Origin of the sequence: Nostoc sp. (assembly GCF_036919615.1) — a bacterium.
Taxonomy (GTDB): domain Bacteria; phylum Cyanobacteriota; class Cyanobacteriia; order Cyanobacteriales; family Nostocaceae; genus Nostoc.
Genome location: NZ_JBALCN010000059.1, coordinates 44,266 through 61,382, shown reverse-complemented (window position 1 = coordinate 61,382; position 17,117 = coordinate 44,266). Strand labels below are relative to the sequence as shown.

The 17,117-nt window shown below is 41.1% G+C and carries 19 protein-coding genes and 3 pseudogenes; 18 read left to right on the top strand and 4 right to left on the bottom strand.

Annotated elements, in window-relative coordinates:
• Positions 1-15 precede the first annotated feature (15 nt).
• The 13 genes from secY (at position 16) to prfA (ending at position 8,658) form a co-directional block, all read left to right on the top strand.
• The gene (secY, locus tag V7K48_RS18070; RefSeq protein ID WP_335074634.1) at positions 16-1,329 is read left to right on the top strand and encodes a preprotein translocase subunit SecY; all 1,314 of its coding nucleotides are present in this window, start codon (positions 16-18) and stop codon (positions 1,327-1,329) included.
• Positions 1,329-1,880 (top strand): adenylate kinase, encoded by a 552-nt coding sequence (locus V7K48_RS18065; protein WP_335074633.1) that lies wholly within the window; start codon positions 1,329-1,331, stop codon positions 1,878-1,880. Before secY ends, V7K48_RS18065 begins: the two co-directional genes overlap by 1 nt.
• A gap of 217 nt (positions 1,881-2,097) precedes the next feature.
• Positions 2,098-2,322, top strand: a complete 225-nt coding sequence (gene infA / locus V7K48_RS18060) for a translation initiation factor IF-1 (protein ID WP_006276978.1) — start codon at positions 2,098-2,100, stop codon at positions 2,320-2,322.
• A 117-nt stretch (positions 2,323-2,439) separates the two neighbouring features.
• Positions 2,440-2,553 carry a 50S ribosomal protein L36 gene (gene rpmJ / locus V7K48_RS18055; RefSeq protein WP_015129703.1) on the top strand — a complete coding sequence of 38 codons (114 nt, stop codon included), beginning with the start codon at positions 2,440-2,442 and terminating at the stop codon, positions 2,551-2,553.
• 115 nt (positions 2,554-2,668) lie between these two features.
• Complete coding sequence (gene rpsM / locus V7K48_RS18050; protein WP_069070762.1) at positions 2,669-3,049, top strand: 30S ribosomal protein S13; 381 nt, start codon at positions 2,669-2,671, stop codon at positions 3,047-3,049.
• Positions 3,050-3,103: 54 nt separating this feature from the next.
• Positions 3,104-3,499: a 30S ribosomal protein S11 gene (rpsK, locus tag V7K48_RS18045; protein ID WP_012410703.1), complete on the top strand. Its 396-nt coding sequence runs from the start codon at positions 3,104-3,106 to the stop codon at positions 3,497-3,499.
• Positions 3,500-3,892: 393 nt separating this feature from the next.
• Positions 3,893-4,840 (top strand): DNA-directed RNA polymerase subunit alpha, encoded by a 948-nt coding sequence (locus V7K48_RS18040; protein WP_012410702.1) that lies wholly within the window; start codon positions 3,893-3,895, stop codon positions 4,838-4,840.
• A gap of 33 nt (positions 4,841-4,873) precedes the next feature.
• Positions 4,874-5,224, top strand: coding sequence for a 50S ribosomal protein L17 (gene rplQ, locus V7K48_RS18035; protein ID WP_094342458.1), 351 nt, complete (start codon positions 4,874-4,876; stop codon positions 5,222-5,224).
• Between the two features lie 68 nt (positions 5,225-5,292).
• Complete coding sequence (gene truA, locus V7K48_RS18030) at positions 5,293-6,141, top strand: tRNA pseudouridine(38-40) synthase TruA (RefSeq protein ID WP_335074632.1); 849 nt, start codon at positions 5,293-5,295, stop codon at positions 6,139-6,141.
• 65 nt (positions 6,142-6,206) lie between these two features.
• Complete coding sequence (rplM, locus tag V7K48_RS18025; protein ID WP_335074631.1) at positions 6,207-6,668, top strand: 50S ribosomal protein L13; 462 nt, start codon at positions 6,207-6,209, stop codon at positions 6,666-6,668.
• Positions 6,668-7,084 carry a 30S ribosomal protein S9 gene (gene rpsI, locus V7K48_RS18020; RefSeq protein WP_300420156.1) on the top strand — a complete coding sequence of 139 codons (417 nt, stop codon included), beginning with the start codon at positions 6,668-6,670 and terminating at the stop codon, positions 7,082-7,084. The genes rplM and rpsI overlap by 1 nt, the downstream gene beginning before the upstream one ends.
• 129 nt (positions 7,085-7,213) lie before the next feature.
• A complete protein-coding gene (rpmE, locus tag V7K48_RS18015) occupies positions 7,214-7,456 on the top strand; it encodes a 50S ribosomal protein L31 (protein ID WP_273765764.1) in 243 nt (80 codons plus the stop codon).
• 104 nt (positions 7,457-7,560) lie between these two features.
• The gene (gene prfA, locus V7K48_RS18010) at positions 7,561-8,658 is read left to right on the top strand and encodes a peptide chain release factor 1 (protein ID WP_335074630.1); all 1,098 of its coding nucleotides are present in this window, start codon (positions 7,561-7,563) and stop codon (positions 8,656-8,658) included.
• Between the two features lie 6 nt (positions 8,659-8,664).
• Here prfA and V7K48_RS18005 read toward each other — a convergent pair.
• A pseudogene (locus V7K48_RS18005) lies at positions 8,665-9,111 on the bottom strand (hypothetical protein).
• Between the two features lie 70 nt (positions 9,112-9,181).
• Here V7K48_RS18005 and V7K48_RS18000 point away from each other — a divergent pair.
• Positions 9,182-9,331, top strand: a pseudogene (locus V7K48_RS18000) (transcriptional regulator); the annotation flags it as partial.
• A gap of 668 nt (positions 9,332-9,999) precedes the next feature.
• Here V7K48_RS18000 and V7K48_RS17995 read toward each other — a convergent pair.
• Both V7K48_RS17995 and V7K48_RS17990 read right to left on the bottom strand, forming a co-directional pair.
• The gene (locus V7K48_RS17995; RefSeq protein ID WP_335074629.1) at positions 10,000-10,293 is read right to left on the bottom strand and encodes a hypothetical protein; all 294 of its coding nucleotides are present in this window, start codon (positions 10,291-10,293) and stop codon (positions 10,000-10,002) included.
• Positions 10,294-10,385: 92 nt separating this feature from the next.
• Positions 10,386-12,365, bottom strand: coding sequence for a hypothetical protein (locus tag V7K48_RS17990; RefSeq protein ID WP_335074628.1), 1,980 nt, complete (start codon positions 12,363-12,365; stop codon positions 10,386-10,388).
• Between the two features lie 421 nt (positions 12,366-12,786).
• On the opposite strand from V7K48_RS17990, the gene V7K48_RS17985 reads away from it, so the two are divergent.
• From V7K48_RS17985 to V7K48_RS17970, 4 genes and pseudogenes are all read left to right on the top strand, one after another.
• Complete coding sequence (locus V7K48_RS17985) at positions 12,787-13,284, top strand: hypothetical protein (protein WP_335074627.1); 498 nt, start codon at positions 12,787-12,789, stop codon at positions 13,282-13,284.
• A gap of 34 nt (positions 13,285-13,318) precedes the next feature.
• Positions 13,319-14,112, top strand: a pseudogene (locus V7K48_RS17980) (Rpn family recombination-promoting nuclease/putative transposase).
• A 30-nt stretch (positions 14,113-14,142) separates the two neighbouring features.
• Positions 14,143-14,265: a hypothetical protein gene (locus V7K48_RS17975; protein WP_335074626.1), complete on the top strand. Its 123-nt coding sequence runs from the start codon at positions 14,143-14,145 to the stop codon at positions 14,263-14,265.
• Positions 14,266-14,632: 367 nt separating this feature from the next.
• Entirely contained in the window at positions 14,633-16,318 is a 1,686-nt protein-coding gene (locus tag V7K48_RS17970) for an ABC-F family ATP-binding cassette domain-containing protein (RefSeq protein ID WP_334979436.1), read from the top strand.
• A gap of 318 nt (positions 16,319-16,636) precedes the next feature.
• On the opposite strand, the gene V7K48_RS17965 is transcribed toward V7K48_RS17970, so the two are convergent.
• The gene (locus V7K48_RS17965) at positions 16,637-16,828 is read right to left on the bottom strand and encodes a hypothetical protein (protein WP_335074625.1); all 192 of its coding nucleotides are present in this window, start codon (positions 16,826-16,828) and stop codon (positions 16,637-16,639) included.
• Positions 16,829-17,117: the final 289 nt, after the last annotated feature.

The window sequence follows — 17,117 nt, the reverse complement described above, 5'->3', positions numbered from 1 at the left end:
TAAAGGTAGCACTCTATGATCAGTCGAGACAAAGCCCCAACGGCTCAAGAAACTTTTATGCAGATGGCACAAGCAGCTGGGCTTAGAGGTAGGCTGCTTGTCACCGTCGGTATTTTAATTTTGGTTCGCCTGGGCATCTTTTTGCCCATTCCAGGAATTAATCGAGAACGGTTTCATGAAGCCATATCGGGAAATAATTCTGTATTCGGTTTATTGGATATATTTTCAGGACGCGGACTTTCGACTTTGGGAGTCTTTGCGTTGGGAATTTTGCCCTTCATTAATGCGTCTATTATTATCCAATTACTTACCGCTGCAATTCCATCTTTAGAAAATTTACAGAAAAATGAAGGTGAAGCGGGGCGGCGGAAAATTTCGCAAATTACCCGCTATGTGACTGTAGGTTGGGCAATTATCCAAAGTACAGCTTTTTCGGCATTATTCCTCCAGCAATTTGCCTTAAAGCCAGGGCCAATCTTCATAGCTGAAACCGCGATCGCTCTGACTGCTGGTTCCATGTTCGTCATGTGGGCATCAGAACTAATTACAGAACGTGGTATTGGGAATGGTGCATCACTGCTGATTTTTGTCAACATTGTGGCGTCATTACCAAAAGCTTTAGGTGATACTATCGATTTGGTGCAAATCGGCGGTCGGGAAACAGTGGGTCGCGTGATAGTACTGATCTTAGTTTTCTTGGCAACCATTGTTGGTATTGTGGTTGTGCAGGAAGGAATGCGCCGCATCCCGATTATTTCGGCTCGTCGCCAAGTAGGTCGTCGAGTTTTGGCAGAGCAACGTAGCTTTTTACCCTTGCGGCTAAATCAAGGCGGCGTGATGCCAATTATTTTTGCTGCTGCCATCCTCAGTTTGCCACTGCTGATTGCCAATTTCGCCAAGAATGCCGAATTGGCAAATATAATTAACACTTATCTAAGTCCAAGCGGTTCTGGCTCTTGGGTCTATGCCTTGGTCTACATGATTTCCATCATTTTCTTCAGCTATTTCTATTCTTCGTTGATTCTCAACCCGGTAGACGTGGCGCAGAACTTGAAAAAAATGGGTTCTAGCATTCCTGGCATTCGTCCCGGCAAAGCAACTAGTGAGTATATCGAGCGCGTGTCTAATCGACTCACTTTTTTGGGTGCGATCTTCTTGGGACTGGTTGCTATTATCCCAACTGGTGTAGAAAGGGCTTTAGGAGTACCTACCTTTAAGGGGTTGGGTGCTACCTCTTTATTAATTCTGGTTGGTGTGGCGATTGATACGGCAAGACAAATCCAAACTTACGTCATCTCTCAGCGCTATGAAGGAATGGTGAAACAATAGTGACGCGACTAATCTTCTTGGGACCACCTGGAGCTGGTAAAGGAACACAAGCTCAAACTTTGGCTGAACACTTGAATATTCCCCATGTTTCTACAGGTGAAATATTAAGACAAGCCATGAAAGAGCAAACTCCTTTGGGAATCAAGGCTCAAAACTATGTAAATAGCGGTGATTTAGTCCCTGATCAGCTAGTGCAGGACTTGGTACAGGAGCGCCTCAACCAACCAGATGCAGATGATGGTTGGATTCTTGATGGTTTTCCCCGCAAAGTGACGCAAGCGGCTTTTCTAGAAGAATTGCTGGAAACAATACATCAGAGTGGCGAAAAGGTAGTCAATCTAGATGCACCAGACGATGTTGTGGTAGAACGTTTGCTAGCTAGAGGGCGAAAAGATGATACCGAAGAGGTGATTCGTCGTCGGTTAGAAGTGTACCGCACTGAAACTGCACCCTTAATTGATTATTATCGCGATCGCCAAAAACTTTTAACAGTAAATGGTAATCAGTCCCAAGAAGATGTCACTGGTGAACTCCAAAAGGTAATCGCTTGATGATTATGGAGATTATAAAGATGAGCAAGGATAAGGGAGATAACGGTAATATTTTCTCCCCCTTCTCCCTGATCTCCCCCATTCCCCCCTACCAAGAAACAGAGCAATTTTAGCTAAGATATATTAATAAACTGTTGATATATTTCTTAAAGTGTGTTCTCTTGCAGATCAAGTGCTGCAACTGAACACGAGATTGTTGAGTTGAGGAAAAAACAAATTGTCTAAACAAGATTTGATTGAAATGGAAGGCACAGTTACAGAGTCCTTGCCCAATGCGATGTTTCGCGTTGACTTGGACAATGGCTTTAACGTGCTGGCACACATTTCTGGCAAGATTCGCCGCAATTATATCAAGATTTTGCCTGGCGATCGCGTCAAGGTAGAGTTAACTCCCTACGACTTGACCAAAGGCAGAATTACCTATCGACTACGAAAGAAGTAAGTATATGTAGAGAATCTTACCATAAAACCATTTTTTTGACTGTTTGCTAGTCATTTAACTGGATTAATTTACCTAGAAATGCTATAATTTTATATTTGGAGTCAAAGAATAAAAGGCATGAAAGTTAGAGCCTCAGTCAAGAAAATCTGTGAAAAGTGCAACGTGATCAAACGTCGTGGTCGCGTCATGGTAATTTGCGTGAACCCCAAGCACAAACAACGTCAAGGATAACACTCTTACCAAGAGAGTGAGTTGCAGGACGCATATGATCATTAAAACGAAAAGACGCGATTAATCACGTTTTTCCAACCAACAGTAATTGCGAGAACAATAGGGAGAGTTCATTGTGGCACGGATTGCCGGAGTAGACCTTCCACGCGATAAGCGCGTCGAGATCGGTCTCACTTACATCTACGGAATTGGATTATCACGCTCTCAAGAAATTATAGCGGCTACTGGTGTGAACCCAGACACCCGCGTTAAGGACTTAAGTGATGCCGATGTGACAGCCCTGCGAGGGGAAATAGAAAGCAACTATCAAGTTGAAGGCGACTTGCGGCGCTTGGAGTCTTTGAACATCAAGCGCTTAGTTGACATTGGTACTTACAGAGGGCGTCGTCATCGCATGGGCTTACCAGTCAGAGGCCAAAGAACTCGCACAAATGCCAGAACCCGTCGAGGAAGAAGGCAGACAGTAGCTGGGAAGAAGAAGGCTCCAGGGAAATAATTTTGCAACGCTTGCTAATCCGAGCGAGTTTTACCTTAAATCAACTAAACAAGTATGGCGAGACAACCAACTAAAAAATCCGGGAGCAAGAAGCAGAAACGGAATGTACCCAGTGGGATGGCCTACATCCAGTCTACTTTCAACAATAGCATTGTCACCATTACCGATCAAAATGGAGATGTCATCTCCTGGGCTAGTGCTGGTTCTAGCGGTTTTAAGGGAGCAAAAAAGGGAACTCCCTTTGCAGCGCAAACCGCTGCTGAAAGTGCAGCCCGTCGAGCCATTGATCAAGGAATGCGCCAAATTGAGGTAATGGTCAGTGGGCCAGGAGCAGGTAGAGAAACCGCTATCCGGGCACTTCAAGGAGCAGGACTGGAAATTACACTGATTCGGGATATTACCCCGATTCCTCACAATGGTTGTCGTCCACCCAAGCGCCGTCGAGTTTAAACACTAAGACTTGGGCCGTGAGGACGAAAAGTTACAGCCAGCAATGACCGCTTGGGCGGATAACGTGCAAACTGTCATTAAATGAAAGCTTGGGCGACCAGAAGCGCGTCAGATTTTCCCGCCGGGAAAGCTGTTAAACTTCGGGCTACCCAAAATATTATCAATCAATTTTGGATTTTAGATTTGTGATTTTAGATTGAACCCGACTACAAGGGTGCTGGGCCTCGTGGATTTTAAGTTGATGATTTAAGATTTGTTGCGCTGACAAGAGGCGGAGCATGAACCAAAGAAGCACAATCCAAAATCCAAAATCCAAAATCGAAAATTGGCAATCAATTCGGGAGGCAATTGATTTGTCTGCTAGCAGCACCTTAGAAAAAGGGAGGCTCATCCGTGGCGCAGTTTCAAATTGAATGTGTAGAGTCGAATACCGAGGAAAGTCGGAACCATTACAGTAAATTTGTTTTGGAACCTCTGGAACGTGGTCAAGGAACAACTGTTGGCAACGCACTACGGCGGGTTTTACTGTCTAATTTAGAAGGTACAGCAGTTACAGCAGTGCGGATTGCAGGCGTTTCACATGAGTTCGCCACAGTTCCGGGCGTGCGGGAAGATGTGCTGGAAATTCTCATGAGAATGAAGGAAGTTATCCTAAAAAACTATTCTTCGCAGCCTCAGATTGGGAGATTACTCGTTAGCGGCCCAACAACAATCACTGCGGCGCATTTTGATTTGCCCAGTGAAGTAGAAGTTATTGATCCGACTCAGTATGTAGCTACCATCGCCGAAGGTGGAAAGCTGGAAATGGAATTTCGGATCGAGAAAGGCAAAGGCTATCGCACCGTAGAGCGAGGACGTGAGGAAGCCACATCGTTGGACTTTCTCCAAATTGACTCAATATTTATGCCGGTGCGAAAAGTCAACTATAGTGTTGAAGAATCTCGTGGGGAAGGCTTGATTCCAAAAGACCGACTGCTGTTGGAAGTTTGGACAAATGGCAGTATTTCCCCCCAAGAAGCACTATCTTCGGCCGCTGGGATCTTGGTAGATTTATTCAACCCGTTGAAAGATATCTCCCTGGAACCAACAGACACAGGTTCGGACATTCCAGACGACCCAACTGCCCAGATACCCATCGAAGAGTTGCAACTTTCCGTGCGGGCATATAACTGTCTTAAACGGGCACAAGTTAACTCTGTGGCAGATTTGTTGGATTATACCCAAGAAGACCTCTTAGAAATTAAGAACTTTGGTCAGAAGTCAGCAGAAGAGGTTGTGGAAGCTTTGCAGCGACGCTTGGGCATCACTCTGCCAATGGAAAGAGGCTCTAAACACCCTTAAGAAAAACCGTTCATAATTCATAGTGCATAATTTATGCGTCACCGTTGTCGCGTCAAAAAACTCAGTAAACCCGCCGATCAGCGCCGTGCTTTATTGCGATCGCTTACCACCGAGCTGATCCGTCATGGTAAGATCACCACCACTTTAATTAGAGCTAAAGTTCTGCGAAGTGAAGTGGAAAAAATGATTACCCTAGCCAAAAACGGCTCCTTGGCAGCACGCCGGGAAGCCCTTGGCTATATCTTCGACAAACAACTGGTTCACGCTCTATTTGAGCAAGTTCCCACTCGGTATGGTAATCGTCAGGGCGGTTATACCCGCATCCTGCATACCGTACCGCGTCGGGGTGATAATGCAAAAATGGCAATAATTGAATTGGTTTAAGTCATTAGTCATTGACAAATGACATAGACGCCCTTTGGCGGCTTCCCGTAGGGTAGGACAAAATCTGTATGTTAGAAAGCCACCAGCCTACACAAATTCATCGAGTAGCCTTGGTAATCCAATACCTGGGCACTCATTTTCATGGCTGGCAACGGCAAAAAAAACAACGGACAGTCCAAGAAGAGATAGAAACAGCGATCGCTACTATTCTTGGGTATCATGTGACACTACACGGTGCTGGGCGAACTGATTCTGGAGTTCACGCTGCTGCTCAAGTAGCCCATTTTGAGGCAACAGGTTTAATTCCGCCTCACAAGTGGGCAACAATCCTCAACAGCTATCTGCCGTCAGATATATTAGTCAGGGCTTCAGCCAGTGTAGATAACCGTTGGCACGCTCGCTTTAGTGCAGCCTATCGACGGTATCGCTACACAATATACACTGAAGATCGACTTAACTTGTTTGTGAGACCCTTCAGTTGGCATTATTATTATGCACCCCTGGATGAATCCTTAATCCAAGCTGCCCTGAAACCTCTCTTGGGAAAGCATCATTTAGCTGCTTTTCAGCGTGCAGGCTCAAAGCGATCGCATTCCTGGGTGGAGGTGCAAGCAGCAGAGTGTCGTCGCAGTGGGCCATTTATCCATATTGAAATACAGGCAGATGGATTTTTGTATGGCATGGTACGGCTGTTGGTAGGGATGCTGGTACAAGTAGGTTCTGGACAACGGACACTTTCTAGCTTCACCGAACTCTGGAAAGAACAACGTCGAGAAGAAGTGAAACACGCCGCACCGCCCCAAGGCTTATGCTTGTTGCGAGTCGGCTATCCAGATTTTCCTTTTCCAAAAGAGATTTGGTACGACACCTTGCCAAAGTTCGTCACTAGTCAAGAGTCATTAGTCATTGGCCATTAGTAACGACAAATGACAAAAGACAAATGACTAATGACAAATTAAAAATGACAAAGGACAAATGACAAATGACAACTAGTAAAACATACCTTCCTTCTCAAGCGTCCCTTGAGCGTGAGTGGTACATAGTAGATGCCACCGATAAACGCCTCGGTCGCCTCGCCAGCGAAATCGCCCAGGTTTTAAGAGGCAAAAAGAAACCCGAATATACACCTCACTTAGATACAGGTGATTTTGTAATCGTCATTAATGCCGAGAAAGTAACAGTCACAGGCAAAAAGCGCACTCAAAAGCTTTACCGTCGCCATTCTGGTCGTCCCGGTGGAATGAAAACAGAAACTTTCGCTAAGTTGCAACAGCGCATACCAGAGCGGATTTTAGAACAGGCTGTTAAAGGTATGCTACCTAAAAATAGTCTGGGTAAGCAGTTGTTCACCAAGCTGAAAGTCTACGCTGGGCCCACACATCCCCATGATGCTCAAAAACCTAAAGAATTACAAATTAGTACAATTCCTGGAGAAGAAAATTAATGGTAGTAGCAGACGCCAATAGCGGTCGCGCCGTATACTGGGGTACTGGTCGTCGTAAGACCTCAGTAGCGCGGGTACGTCTGGTTCCAGGCACTGGTCAACTGACTGTGAACGGTAAAGATGGAAACTTGTATTTCCAATTCAATGCCAACTACCTGGGAGTGATCAAAGCACCCCTGGAAACTCTGGGATTGGAAAACGAATATGACATTTTGGTGAAAGCAGAAGGCGGCGGCTTGACTGGACAGGCTGATTCTGTTCGTTTAGGAGTTGCTCGTGCTTTGTGCCAACTAGACCCAGACAACCGCCCACCTTTGAAAACCGAAGGTTATCTGACTCGTGATCCGAGGGCAAAAGAGCGGAAAAAATATGGTTTACATAAAGCCCGGAAAGCGCCTCAGTACTCTAAGCGTTAAGCGATTGGGAACTGGGTATTGGGTATTGGAAAAGTCCGTTGTTTATATCTTTCCTAGTCCCCACTCCCTAGCTGCAATTGAAACCTGAAAGTTATAATTGATAAAGATAGATTCATCACAAAAAGAACAATGGCTAAATCTGATATTCACCCCAAGTGGTATCCAGATGCTAAAGTTTACTGCAACGGTCAAGTTGTTATGACCATTGGCTCTACCAAGCCAGAATTGCACGTAGATGTTTGGTCTGGAAATCACCCATTCTATACTGGCACTCAGAAGATTATTGACACTGAGGGTCGAGTGGAGCGTTTCCTCCGCAAGTACGGCATGAGCAGCACTCAAACATCTGGCGACGAACAAAAGAAAAAGTAGCGGGTTGGCTCTGCTGTTAACGACGACCCTGCATCAGCTGGGTCGATTGTCATTTATATGCTCGAGCCAATTTGTTATTTTTTTAAGGAGCGATCGCACTCGTCATGGCTGAATCATACTTACTGGACAAACTAAAATCCGTTGAACAAACCTTTAATGAGTTAACACGTCGTCTTGGTGACCCCGATACCGCTAGCAACCCTGATGAGTATCAAGAAATTGCTAAGTCTCGTTCTTCTTTGGAAGAGGTAGTTGATACTTATGAAATTTGGAAAATAGCCCAAGAAGATTTAATCGGAGCGCGTCAGGTTTACAAAGAATCTGCAAGTGACCCAGAGTTGCAAGAAATGGCAGCACTGGAAGTAAAGGAACTTGAACAAAAAATAGAATATTTAGAGTCTCGCTTGAAAGTTTTACTGCTACCACGCGACCCCAATGATGAAAAGAATATCATGTTGGAAATTCGCGCTGGTACTGGTGGCGATGAAGCGAGTATTTGGGCTGGCGATTTGATGCAGATGTACACCCGCTATGCCCAGACTCAAGGTTGGAAAGTTTCTTTAGTGAGCGAATCTCGAGGAGAAGTGGGTGGCTGGAAAGAGGTCATTCTAGAAATTAAAGGTAATGACGTTTACAGCCAGTTAAAGTTTGAAGCTGGAGTGCATCGTGTGCAGCGCGTGCCGGCAACTGAATCTGGGGGACGGGTTCATACTTCCACAGCTACCGTGGCGATTATGCCAGAGGTGGATGATGTGGAAATTCATATTGACCCAAAAGATATTGAAATGACTACAGCCCGTTCTGGCGGTGCTGGTGGACAAAACGTCAACAAGGTAGAAACAGCCGTTGACTTGATGCACAAACCAACGGGAATACGCATTTTCTGTACAGAAGAACGCAGCCAGTTGCAAAACAAAGAACGGGCAATGCAAATTCTGCGGGCAAAGTTGTATGACATCAAGTTAAGCGAACAACAAGAAGCTGTAACTTCCATGCGGCGATCGCAGGTTGGTACAGGATCGCGATCGGAAAAAATTCGCACCTACAATTATAAAGATAACCGCGCTACCGATCATCGGTTAGGTCAGAATTATTCCCTTAACCCTGTTTTGGAAGGTGATTTAGAGACACTTATTCAATCTTGTATATCTCTAGACCAACAGGAACGCCTCGCGGAGTTAGCCACTTCTGCTGCTAACTAATTTTTGCTAAAAACCCTGTAAAACCATTTGTTGTGCTATTGCTTTTAACACAGACAGGTGGTTTTCTAATATTGCCTGGAGTGCATCTTCCATTTCAATGGGATAATGGTAATAGGCAAATTCGTACTTCATGACGTAATTTAGCTTCGCCCACTCCTTCAGGGTTTGGCAAGTATAAATTAGCTTTTCTGCTTCTTCTTGCCAACGCGCAAAAATCCGATAGCTGAAAAAGCTGCTACATATATTGTCTTTTGCATCCCAGTAGGAAATACACACCTGATGCTTCAGGCGATGGATTTTCTTGATCTGCTTCACATCTTAGCCTTTAGCTTTCAGGGCTTCTTTCGCTTCAGCCTCCGAAATGTGCCACTGTTCTGGTTTAATTTTATTAGTGGCTATAAGATTTCCACCCTTGCGGCGATATTGATTAGTTTTGCGTGGCTTGCCAAACATGATGCACCTTCGATATTATTATTTCTTCGCAGCAAAGTCTAACTACAAGCACAACCGCCGTAGCAAACTAAAGCCAATTCCAGAAACCTCAGATTTGAGTCTGATTCTTAGACAAATCCAGCACATGCCTCTGGGCCAAGTGGCTCAAATTGTGCAAGCTGCGGCAGATAGATTGGTGGCTGTGGCTGAAGCGTCTAGGGATGAAGCCAAGGCCAGTTGAATATTTGTTCAAGATTGAATATTAAATCATCAAACTAGCTGACATTGAAGCGGGAGTCGATTTGACGCCAAGAGAAACTAACTTACGATTACGAACTTTTCCAGAGCATTGCCCGTATTTATTTAATGATGCGATCGCAGACAATTTTCTATGCGATACTCGTCAAGACTGGGAAGGATAATTACTATCATTTTTCTTACGATCATTTGTTATTTGGAGATACGTTTTATTTGTCAATAAATGATAGAAATTAGCTTTTCAAAATCTTGGCAATTTAAGCTTTGCCGTCTTTTACCATTTTTAAGATAGTTCACCTGATGCTCTTGAGACTCAAAGAAAGTGCCTGATACAGGTAATTGTTCACCTTTTAGTCTAAAAGTTATTGTATTCAGCTTATATTCACCATACTTCTTAACAAGATAAATAAAACTATCAAAACTTCCGTTTACAGCTTTTTCAAATTCTAATATATCCTTCTCTAACTTATTAGAATTTTGTAAAATTAATGGTGGTATATCTTTAAGACTATTGAGATAATTACTCGTAAATACTGCGTCTTTTTTAGCATATGCAATAATTTCATGATAATTATATAAAATACCTATTTCTGAACCAGATTTTTTTAGGTATCTTTCAATCTGCTCCTCATGATTCTGTAAGTATTCTTCTTATCGCTTCACTTCCACAATCATCAGAGGAGGGTGATATGGTTTAAAATATTTATTTTTGACAGTTTTATATACTTCTATATCATGATTGTTAGATTCCACTTTGATATCAATTTCATTTGGAAACAAACCACTTCTTTTGACCAAAAAGTAGATAAATAATTGCCTAACTTTTTCTTCTGGGCGTCCATCAATAAAAATTTCCCTCCCTCTAATCAAACACTTTGTATATTCTGTATAGTTTCTCTTGTATATATTGAGTGTTATGGATATTTCTTCACTTAAGCTTTTCATAGATAGTAAGATTTATTTAGTGACAAAGGAATTTTAAGGACGCAATCAGATGGCGTCCTCTGTCTTTACTATGCAATTTGAAGTTTATATGTCTACTTCTCTCCAAAAAAGCTTAATAGTTTAATAACTAACTTTTTCCAATGCTTTCCTGCTTGAATCTCTAAAAATGTATTTAAGCTTTGCCCCTTTTCAAGTTCGCTTTTCAATGTCTGACATACATTATCAGTATAGGTTTCACCTGGAGGTCTTACTTTACCTTTTTCATTAATTAGAGCCTCCCAGAATTTGGAATCTTCGCTTTGAGGTGATAGTTTGCTTTGAGCTTCCTCTTGAATCTGTTTTCCTACTTCACTTATAAAATCGTCATACAATGAGTTAAGCTGTATAATTAATTCAGGGATAAATGTCTTTAAAGATTCATTTGCCGATGTCAGGTCATTCAGGATATTTTCTAATACCTGCTTTGGTTGTTTTGTAAACTTCTTCAACATTTCATCTTCATTTATTCCCTCAGCAAAAACCCTCATATCATAATATATATCTATATTCTTTGGCTCATAATAGCCAAAGTTTCTATGAATAGCGTGTTTAGTATTCCATGCTGGATAAACGGTACGATAATGTTCAACATATTTAGTAACAAAACCTTTATCTTGTTGACCTTTATCTTGATAAAGAAAACTTTGTACTCTTTTACTCAAATCCTCGAAATCTTTTATCTTTTTAATGGCAGTTTCAATTGCTTCGATTTCTGATACTGTTAAACCATTACCGCTTTTTATTCTTGTAAAACTTTCTTGAATATTCTTTATTTCGTCCAATAAAATATTTCGTCTACGTTCTACTACACCCGCTATACCTTCGATAAAGTCATCTTTATCTGCCTGTATATTTTCTTCGCTATAGATATCATTACGATAGTACCTCAAAGCATCATAAAATAAGATATTTTCTATCAAAAAATCTAAGTTCAACTTCTCGAATGTAGCTTGAATTTCATCTATTTTGATTTGAATTCCTGTATCATAATCTCCGTCACATTCATTAACTTTTTCAGGTTCATCTTTGTGAGGCAATACCAAAGTTACGAATCTATGATTAAAGTCCTTGGATTTAGATGTAAGGTGATAACCTATTAATTTAGTAATATTAGCTTCCGGTGCAGCAGCGAAAGGAGTTACAAAGAGACAGATAGTATCCTGATTTTCAATATATTTTTTCAAGTCTTTACGAATTGGGTTTTCATCAAGTCCTTTAGTATCAATGACTGAATCAAACTGGGATAAATTTGAACCAGATAAAATATCATGGCTCACATAAAGATATATTTTTCTCGGAATAGCAAATTCTTTTAACTCAGCAGCATTAATAGCAGCAAAGGTATTTTTTATCCACTCTTGCTCATTATTCTGATTATTAAACTCAATTTTATTCCTAGTTCTAGATTCAAGCTTTGCATTATTAAACGCAAGTTTTTTTAGTTCATCTAATCCCAATTTATCAAATTTTTCCTTAGCTGCGTCAATTGTTTCTTTTTTTGGTTTATTGCTAACATAAATTGTTTTCGAGCGTGATTTCATTTCTATAACATTCCTAATAGCTCTTTCAACTTCTTTAGAAATAATTATTCTCTGCTCTGTTTTAGGATTATCTTTTTTTGCAATATATTCACAGAATTCCGAAATAATATTTTCCATTTCATCAACTGTATAAGGCTCTATCTCTATGTAAGTTTTTTCAGATGGTTTGATAATCACTTCACAAATAGTAGTTCTACCTGCTCCCGTTGACAGCAACTCTTTGGTCCCAGTTTCATTCTCATTTTTCCTACCACTATTATTGGAAACTGTGAAGTCACTTGTTAAGTTAAAAAGATGGCAGATAGCCGTTGTTTTTCCTTGACCAATAGTACCTATAAAAGCAATTTTATATTTATCTATACTAAGAATTTTTTCTATTTCATCTAACCGCTTTAACTTTGATTTCAGGTTATTTATATAAATATGATTACGAACATTAATATCAGAATTACGTGAAATTTTATTTATTTCCTTGTTCAAATTTTGTTTCACGGATGCAATCTCTTCTTGCCACGTTATCGTCAACATACTGTTTACCCTGTTTCGATGCTTAATTACTTGATATTTACAGTATGCCCATTATGGTTGAATATCTAACAACAGCCTCAGAACACTATCAACCCCTTCTCTGGCAACCCTTTAGCCACTTACCAATGAGCAAGGCGATCGCTAATTTGGGTTGAGTTCAAGGTTATGATAGAAATACATAACAGCTACACAAACTAAGTCCGCCTACATGGACTCCAGGAAGTTTAAACCCACGGAGGTGGGTAAAGTCTTGTATAGCTGTGATTTATAATCGCCGGGGCTAGGGTATTTTTACAAAAGTGAGATACTCCCAATATCACTACTGGCAGTTAAGGAAGAAATGGTTTTAAAATGGTGAAATCTTAAATGATTTAAAGGGGTATCTATGTCGCTACGCAATGAGCCTTTAGATTGGCAACTTGAAACAAATAATCCTTATATACCAGTTTATCATCAAGGTGATTTGGTGGGATTTTTTAAACCAGAATATGCCACTGAAGTTATTAAGTTTTTAAACGAAGAAGAAGTTTTAAAGAAAGCGCTAAAAATGGCTTGTACTGATTTAATTAAAAAAATCGGTGGCGATACCAGGAAAGTCAATTATTTGATGGAAAAATATGTAAAAACTAGTGAGCGTCCGAGGCATGGAACTAGAGCGATCGCTGTTTTACTTCATGATAGGCAAAAAGAACTTGATTTAAGTAATCAGGAGTTTGCTAAATTCTGCGATACCTTTAAATTATCTCCCACTGAACTGAATAATATTTATGCTGGAGAAGCATTTGATGATAGTTTATTAGCACCTCTATCACGTATATTAGGGCTGGCAAAAGAGCGTTTGCTGGAAGTGCGGGATGGTTCTGAAGAACAAAGTAACACATGAACAGCAAATCAAAATCTTAAATTGATATAAAATTGTGAAAACAGACATCATCTTTTATCGGCTGTTTCAAGAATCCCCGAATATCTTCTTTGAGCTTATTGGTAATCCTCCAGAAGAAGCTAGCCTTTATAAATTTTCATCAGTTGAAATCAAACAAACAGCCTTCAGAATCGATGGTGTATTTCTGCCTACACAAGGAAGTGAAAACCAGATTTACTTTGTTGAAGTGCAATTTCAAGCTGATGGGGAAATTTATTCACGGCTAATTACAGAAATATGTTTATACCTACGTCAGAATCAACCATCAAATGACTGGGGTGCTGTGGTTTTATACCCAAATAGGAATGTAGATACAGGCGATATCAAACATTACCGTGAGTTTTTCACAAGTGGCGCGTCAGGCGCATTTATTTGGATGAATTAGGTGAAGCTGCATCGCTTCCAATTGGCATTGCAACTGCTAAATTAGTAACTGCAACCGACGACATAGCGATCGCTAAAGCTTGGGAGTTGATAGAAAGAACCAAGTCAGAGATCAACTCACCACGAAAACAGCAGCAATTATTACAATTTATAGAGATTATCTTGTTTTATAAGTTTCCCACAATGAGTCGAGAGGAGGTAGATGCAATGTTTAGCTTAAGCGAGTTAAAGCAAACCAGATTTTATCAGGAAGCCTTTCAGGAAGATATTGAACAAGGCATTGAACAAGGTGAGGTTCAAGGAAAACTAAAAGCAGTACCAGCAATGTTGGTAGCAGGGTTGACTGTAGAACAAGTAGCAGAGGCGTTAGATTTGAGTGTCGAAGAAGTCAGACAAGCCGCGTAGTAGGACTCTTCCGATCAAGGAGTAGAGAAATTGGTAGACTACAACATAGGAACTGTAAGTTTCAAAGACACAAAAGTTTATCAAGAAGCATTTGAAGAAGGGCGTTTGGAAGGTTTACTGCAAACAGTACCTCGTCTATTAGATTTAGGTTAACTATTGAGCAAGTTGCGGAGGGGTTAGGTTTAACTATAAAGCAAGTCCAAAACGCAAAACTTTATCATGACGCCTTGCAAGAAGGGCAGCGTAGGCCAAATTAAAATTAATATCCATGTTATTGAAATTAGGGGTCACTGTGGAACAAGTGGCAGAGGCATTTGGTTTCAGTGTCGAAGAAGTCAGACAAGTAACACAAAGTCAGCATTGAGAGGGATATGATAAGTTTTATACGTGACTCAAGCCAAATTTGGTTTGCGGTTCCCCGGACTTGCTCACGACGAATTTATAGTTAATTTTTGTTAATATTAGAAGCGGTGTTAGTACTTCGTCCTCAACCACCCACTCCCTACCTGAGAGAAACTTAATGCTGCGACTAGAACATATAAGTAAAATTTATCCCACAGGCGAAGTTCTCAAAGATATCAACTGGGAAGTAAAACCAGGCGATCGCATTGGCTTAGTCGGTGTCAACGGTGCGGGAAAATCCACCCAACTCAAAATCATCTCTGGGGAAATTGAACCCACCGCTGGCGAAATCATTCGTCCTAATAGCTTACATATAGCCTACCTCAACCAAGAGTTTGAAGTAGACCCCACCCGCACGGTTAGAGAAGAATTTTGGACTGTCTTCAAAGAAGCTAACGAAGTACAGTTATCTCTGGCACATGTGCCACAAGAGATGGAAACGGCTACCCCAGAGGAACTGGATCGACTGATCGACAAGTTGGATCGCTTGCAGCGTAAATTTGAAGCCTTGGATGGCTACAACTTAGATGCACGCATCGGGAAAATCTTACCAGAGATGGGGTTTGGGCTAGAAGATGGCGATCGCCTTGTCAGTGCCTTCAGTGGTGGTTGGCAGATGCGGATGAGTTTAGGTAAAATCCTGCTGCAAAAACCCGACTTATTGCTGCTGGATGAACCGACTAACCACCTAGATTTAGAAACCATTGAGTGGTTGGAAAATTATCTCAAAGGGCTGATTACTCCAATGGTAATAGTCTCCCATGACCGGGAGTTCCTTGACCGTCTCTGCACTCAAATTGTAGAAACTGAACGTGGCGTTTCTGCAACCTACCTTGGTAACTACTCAGCATATTTATCACAAAAAGCTGAAAGTCAATCAGCACAACTTAGTGCTTACGAACGCCAGCAGAAAGAATTAGAGAAACAGCAAACCTTTGTTGATAGATTTCGCGCCAGTGCTACCCGTAGTACCCAGGCAAAAAGCCGGGAAAAGCAACTCGACAAAATTGAGCGGATTGAAGCACCCATTGCTGGAGTCAGAACTCTCCACTTCCGTTTTCCACCTGCACCTCGCAGTGGACGCGAGGTAGTAGAAATTAAAGACTTAACTCATATCTATGATGATAAGATTTTGTTTTTGGGAACGAATCTCCTAATTGAAAGAGGCGATCGCATTGCATTTCTTGGCCCCAACGGTGCTGGTAAATCTACCCTTTTGCGCGTGATTATGGGTATGGAACAACCCACAGAAGGTAGCGTTCAATTAGGCGATCACAACGTTATTCCCGGTTACTTTGAGCAAAATCAAGCTGAAGCCTTGGATTTAAAGAGAACTGTCATGGAAACTATCCATGATGAAGTTCCTGATTGGGATAATCAAGAAGTCCGCACGCTTTTGGGACGCTTCTTATTTACTGGTGACACAGTATTTAAAGCAGTTGGGGCATTAAGTGGAGGAGAAAAAGCTCGTCTGGCATTGGCAAAAATGCTCTTACGTCCCGCGAACTTACTAATTTTAGATGAGCCGACAAACCACCTAGATATTCCAGCTAAAGAAATGCTGGAAGAAGCGCTCAAAAATTATGATGGGACGGCAATTGTAGTTTCTCACGATCGCTATTTTATTTCTCAAGTAGCTAACAAAATCGTCGAAATTCGTGATGGCGAATTCCGCGTTTACTTAGGAGATTATCATTACTATCTCCAGAAAATTGCCGAAGAAAAAGAACAAGCAAAATTAGCTGCGATCGCTGCCGAGAAAGCTGCTAAGAAAGCTGCTAAAGCTTCTACCAAAAGGAAATGAGGCATTGGATAATGCCTTAGTAGTAGTGCTTAAGTGCTACTACTAAGTAATCACTCCTTATTAGTTTTCCAAAACATCACAGGAAAATTACTAAAATTTAAAAAATCTTTCAAAAAACTGCAAGTCCTTAATAAAAAAAGTTTATAAGCAAAAACTCACTTGCGGCGTGGATTAGTAGTAGTATCATTCGAGATATCACAAAGCAACAGATATTTCAGCACACTGGTATCAAGAACGTTCTCCACAAGCCAGTGCAAGTTTTAACCTAGCTATTAGCCTAGTACAACACGGCGTAAATAGAGCAACCATTTAAAAACCCTAAAAAGCCCATTCCATAATACTTTTGACTTTTGACTTTTGAATGAGTGACTTCCGCCTTGCAGTACTAGCAACAGCAACTACTATACTTGGCGTTGTAACTGCTGTATCAGTTTGCTTGGGAAATGTATCGGCAGCAGCGACAACGGCTGTTGGACTTACCTCTGGAGTTGTGAGCAAACTGTTTTTCAACTTCTGTGATAATGCAAACAAGAGACTGGATGAGACTGCTAAAGAGCTTTTAGAAGATGATTAAATGTTCTTTTTTGGTTTGGTCATTTTTGTATACTGCTAAAGCTACTGCAAAACAAAAATGATTTCCCCTAGTTCATGAGTAGCAATTGCTACTCATGAACTAATCAATAATTTAAAAATTATAAAATACACAAGATTTAACAAGCTTAAGAAAAATCTAAGAAAACTATAAAGTAATTAATAAAAGAATTTAATAAGCATATCTCTTCTTGCGGCGTGGATTAGC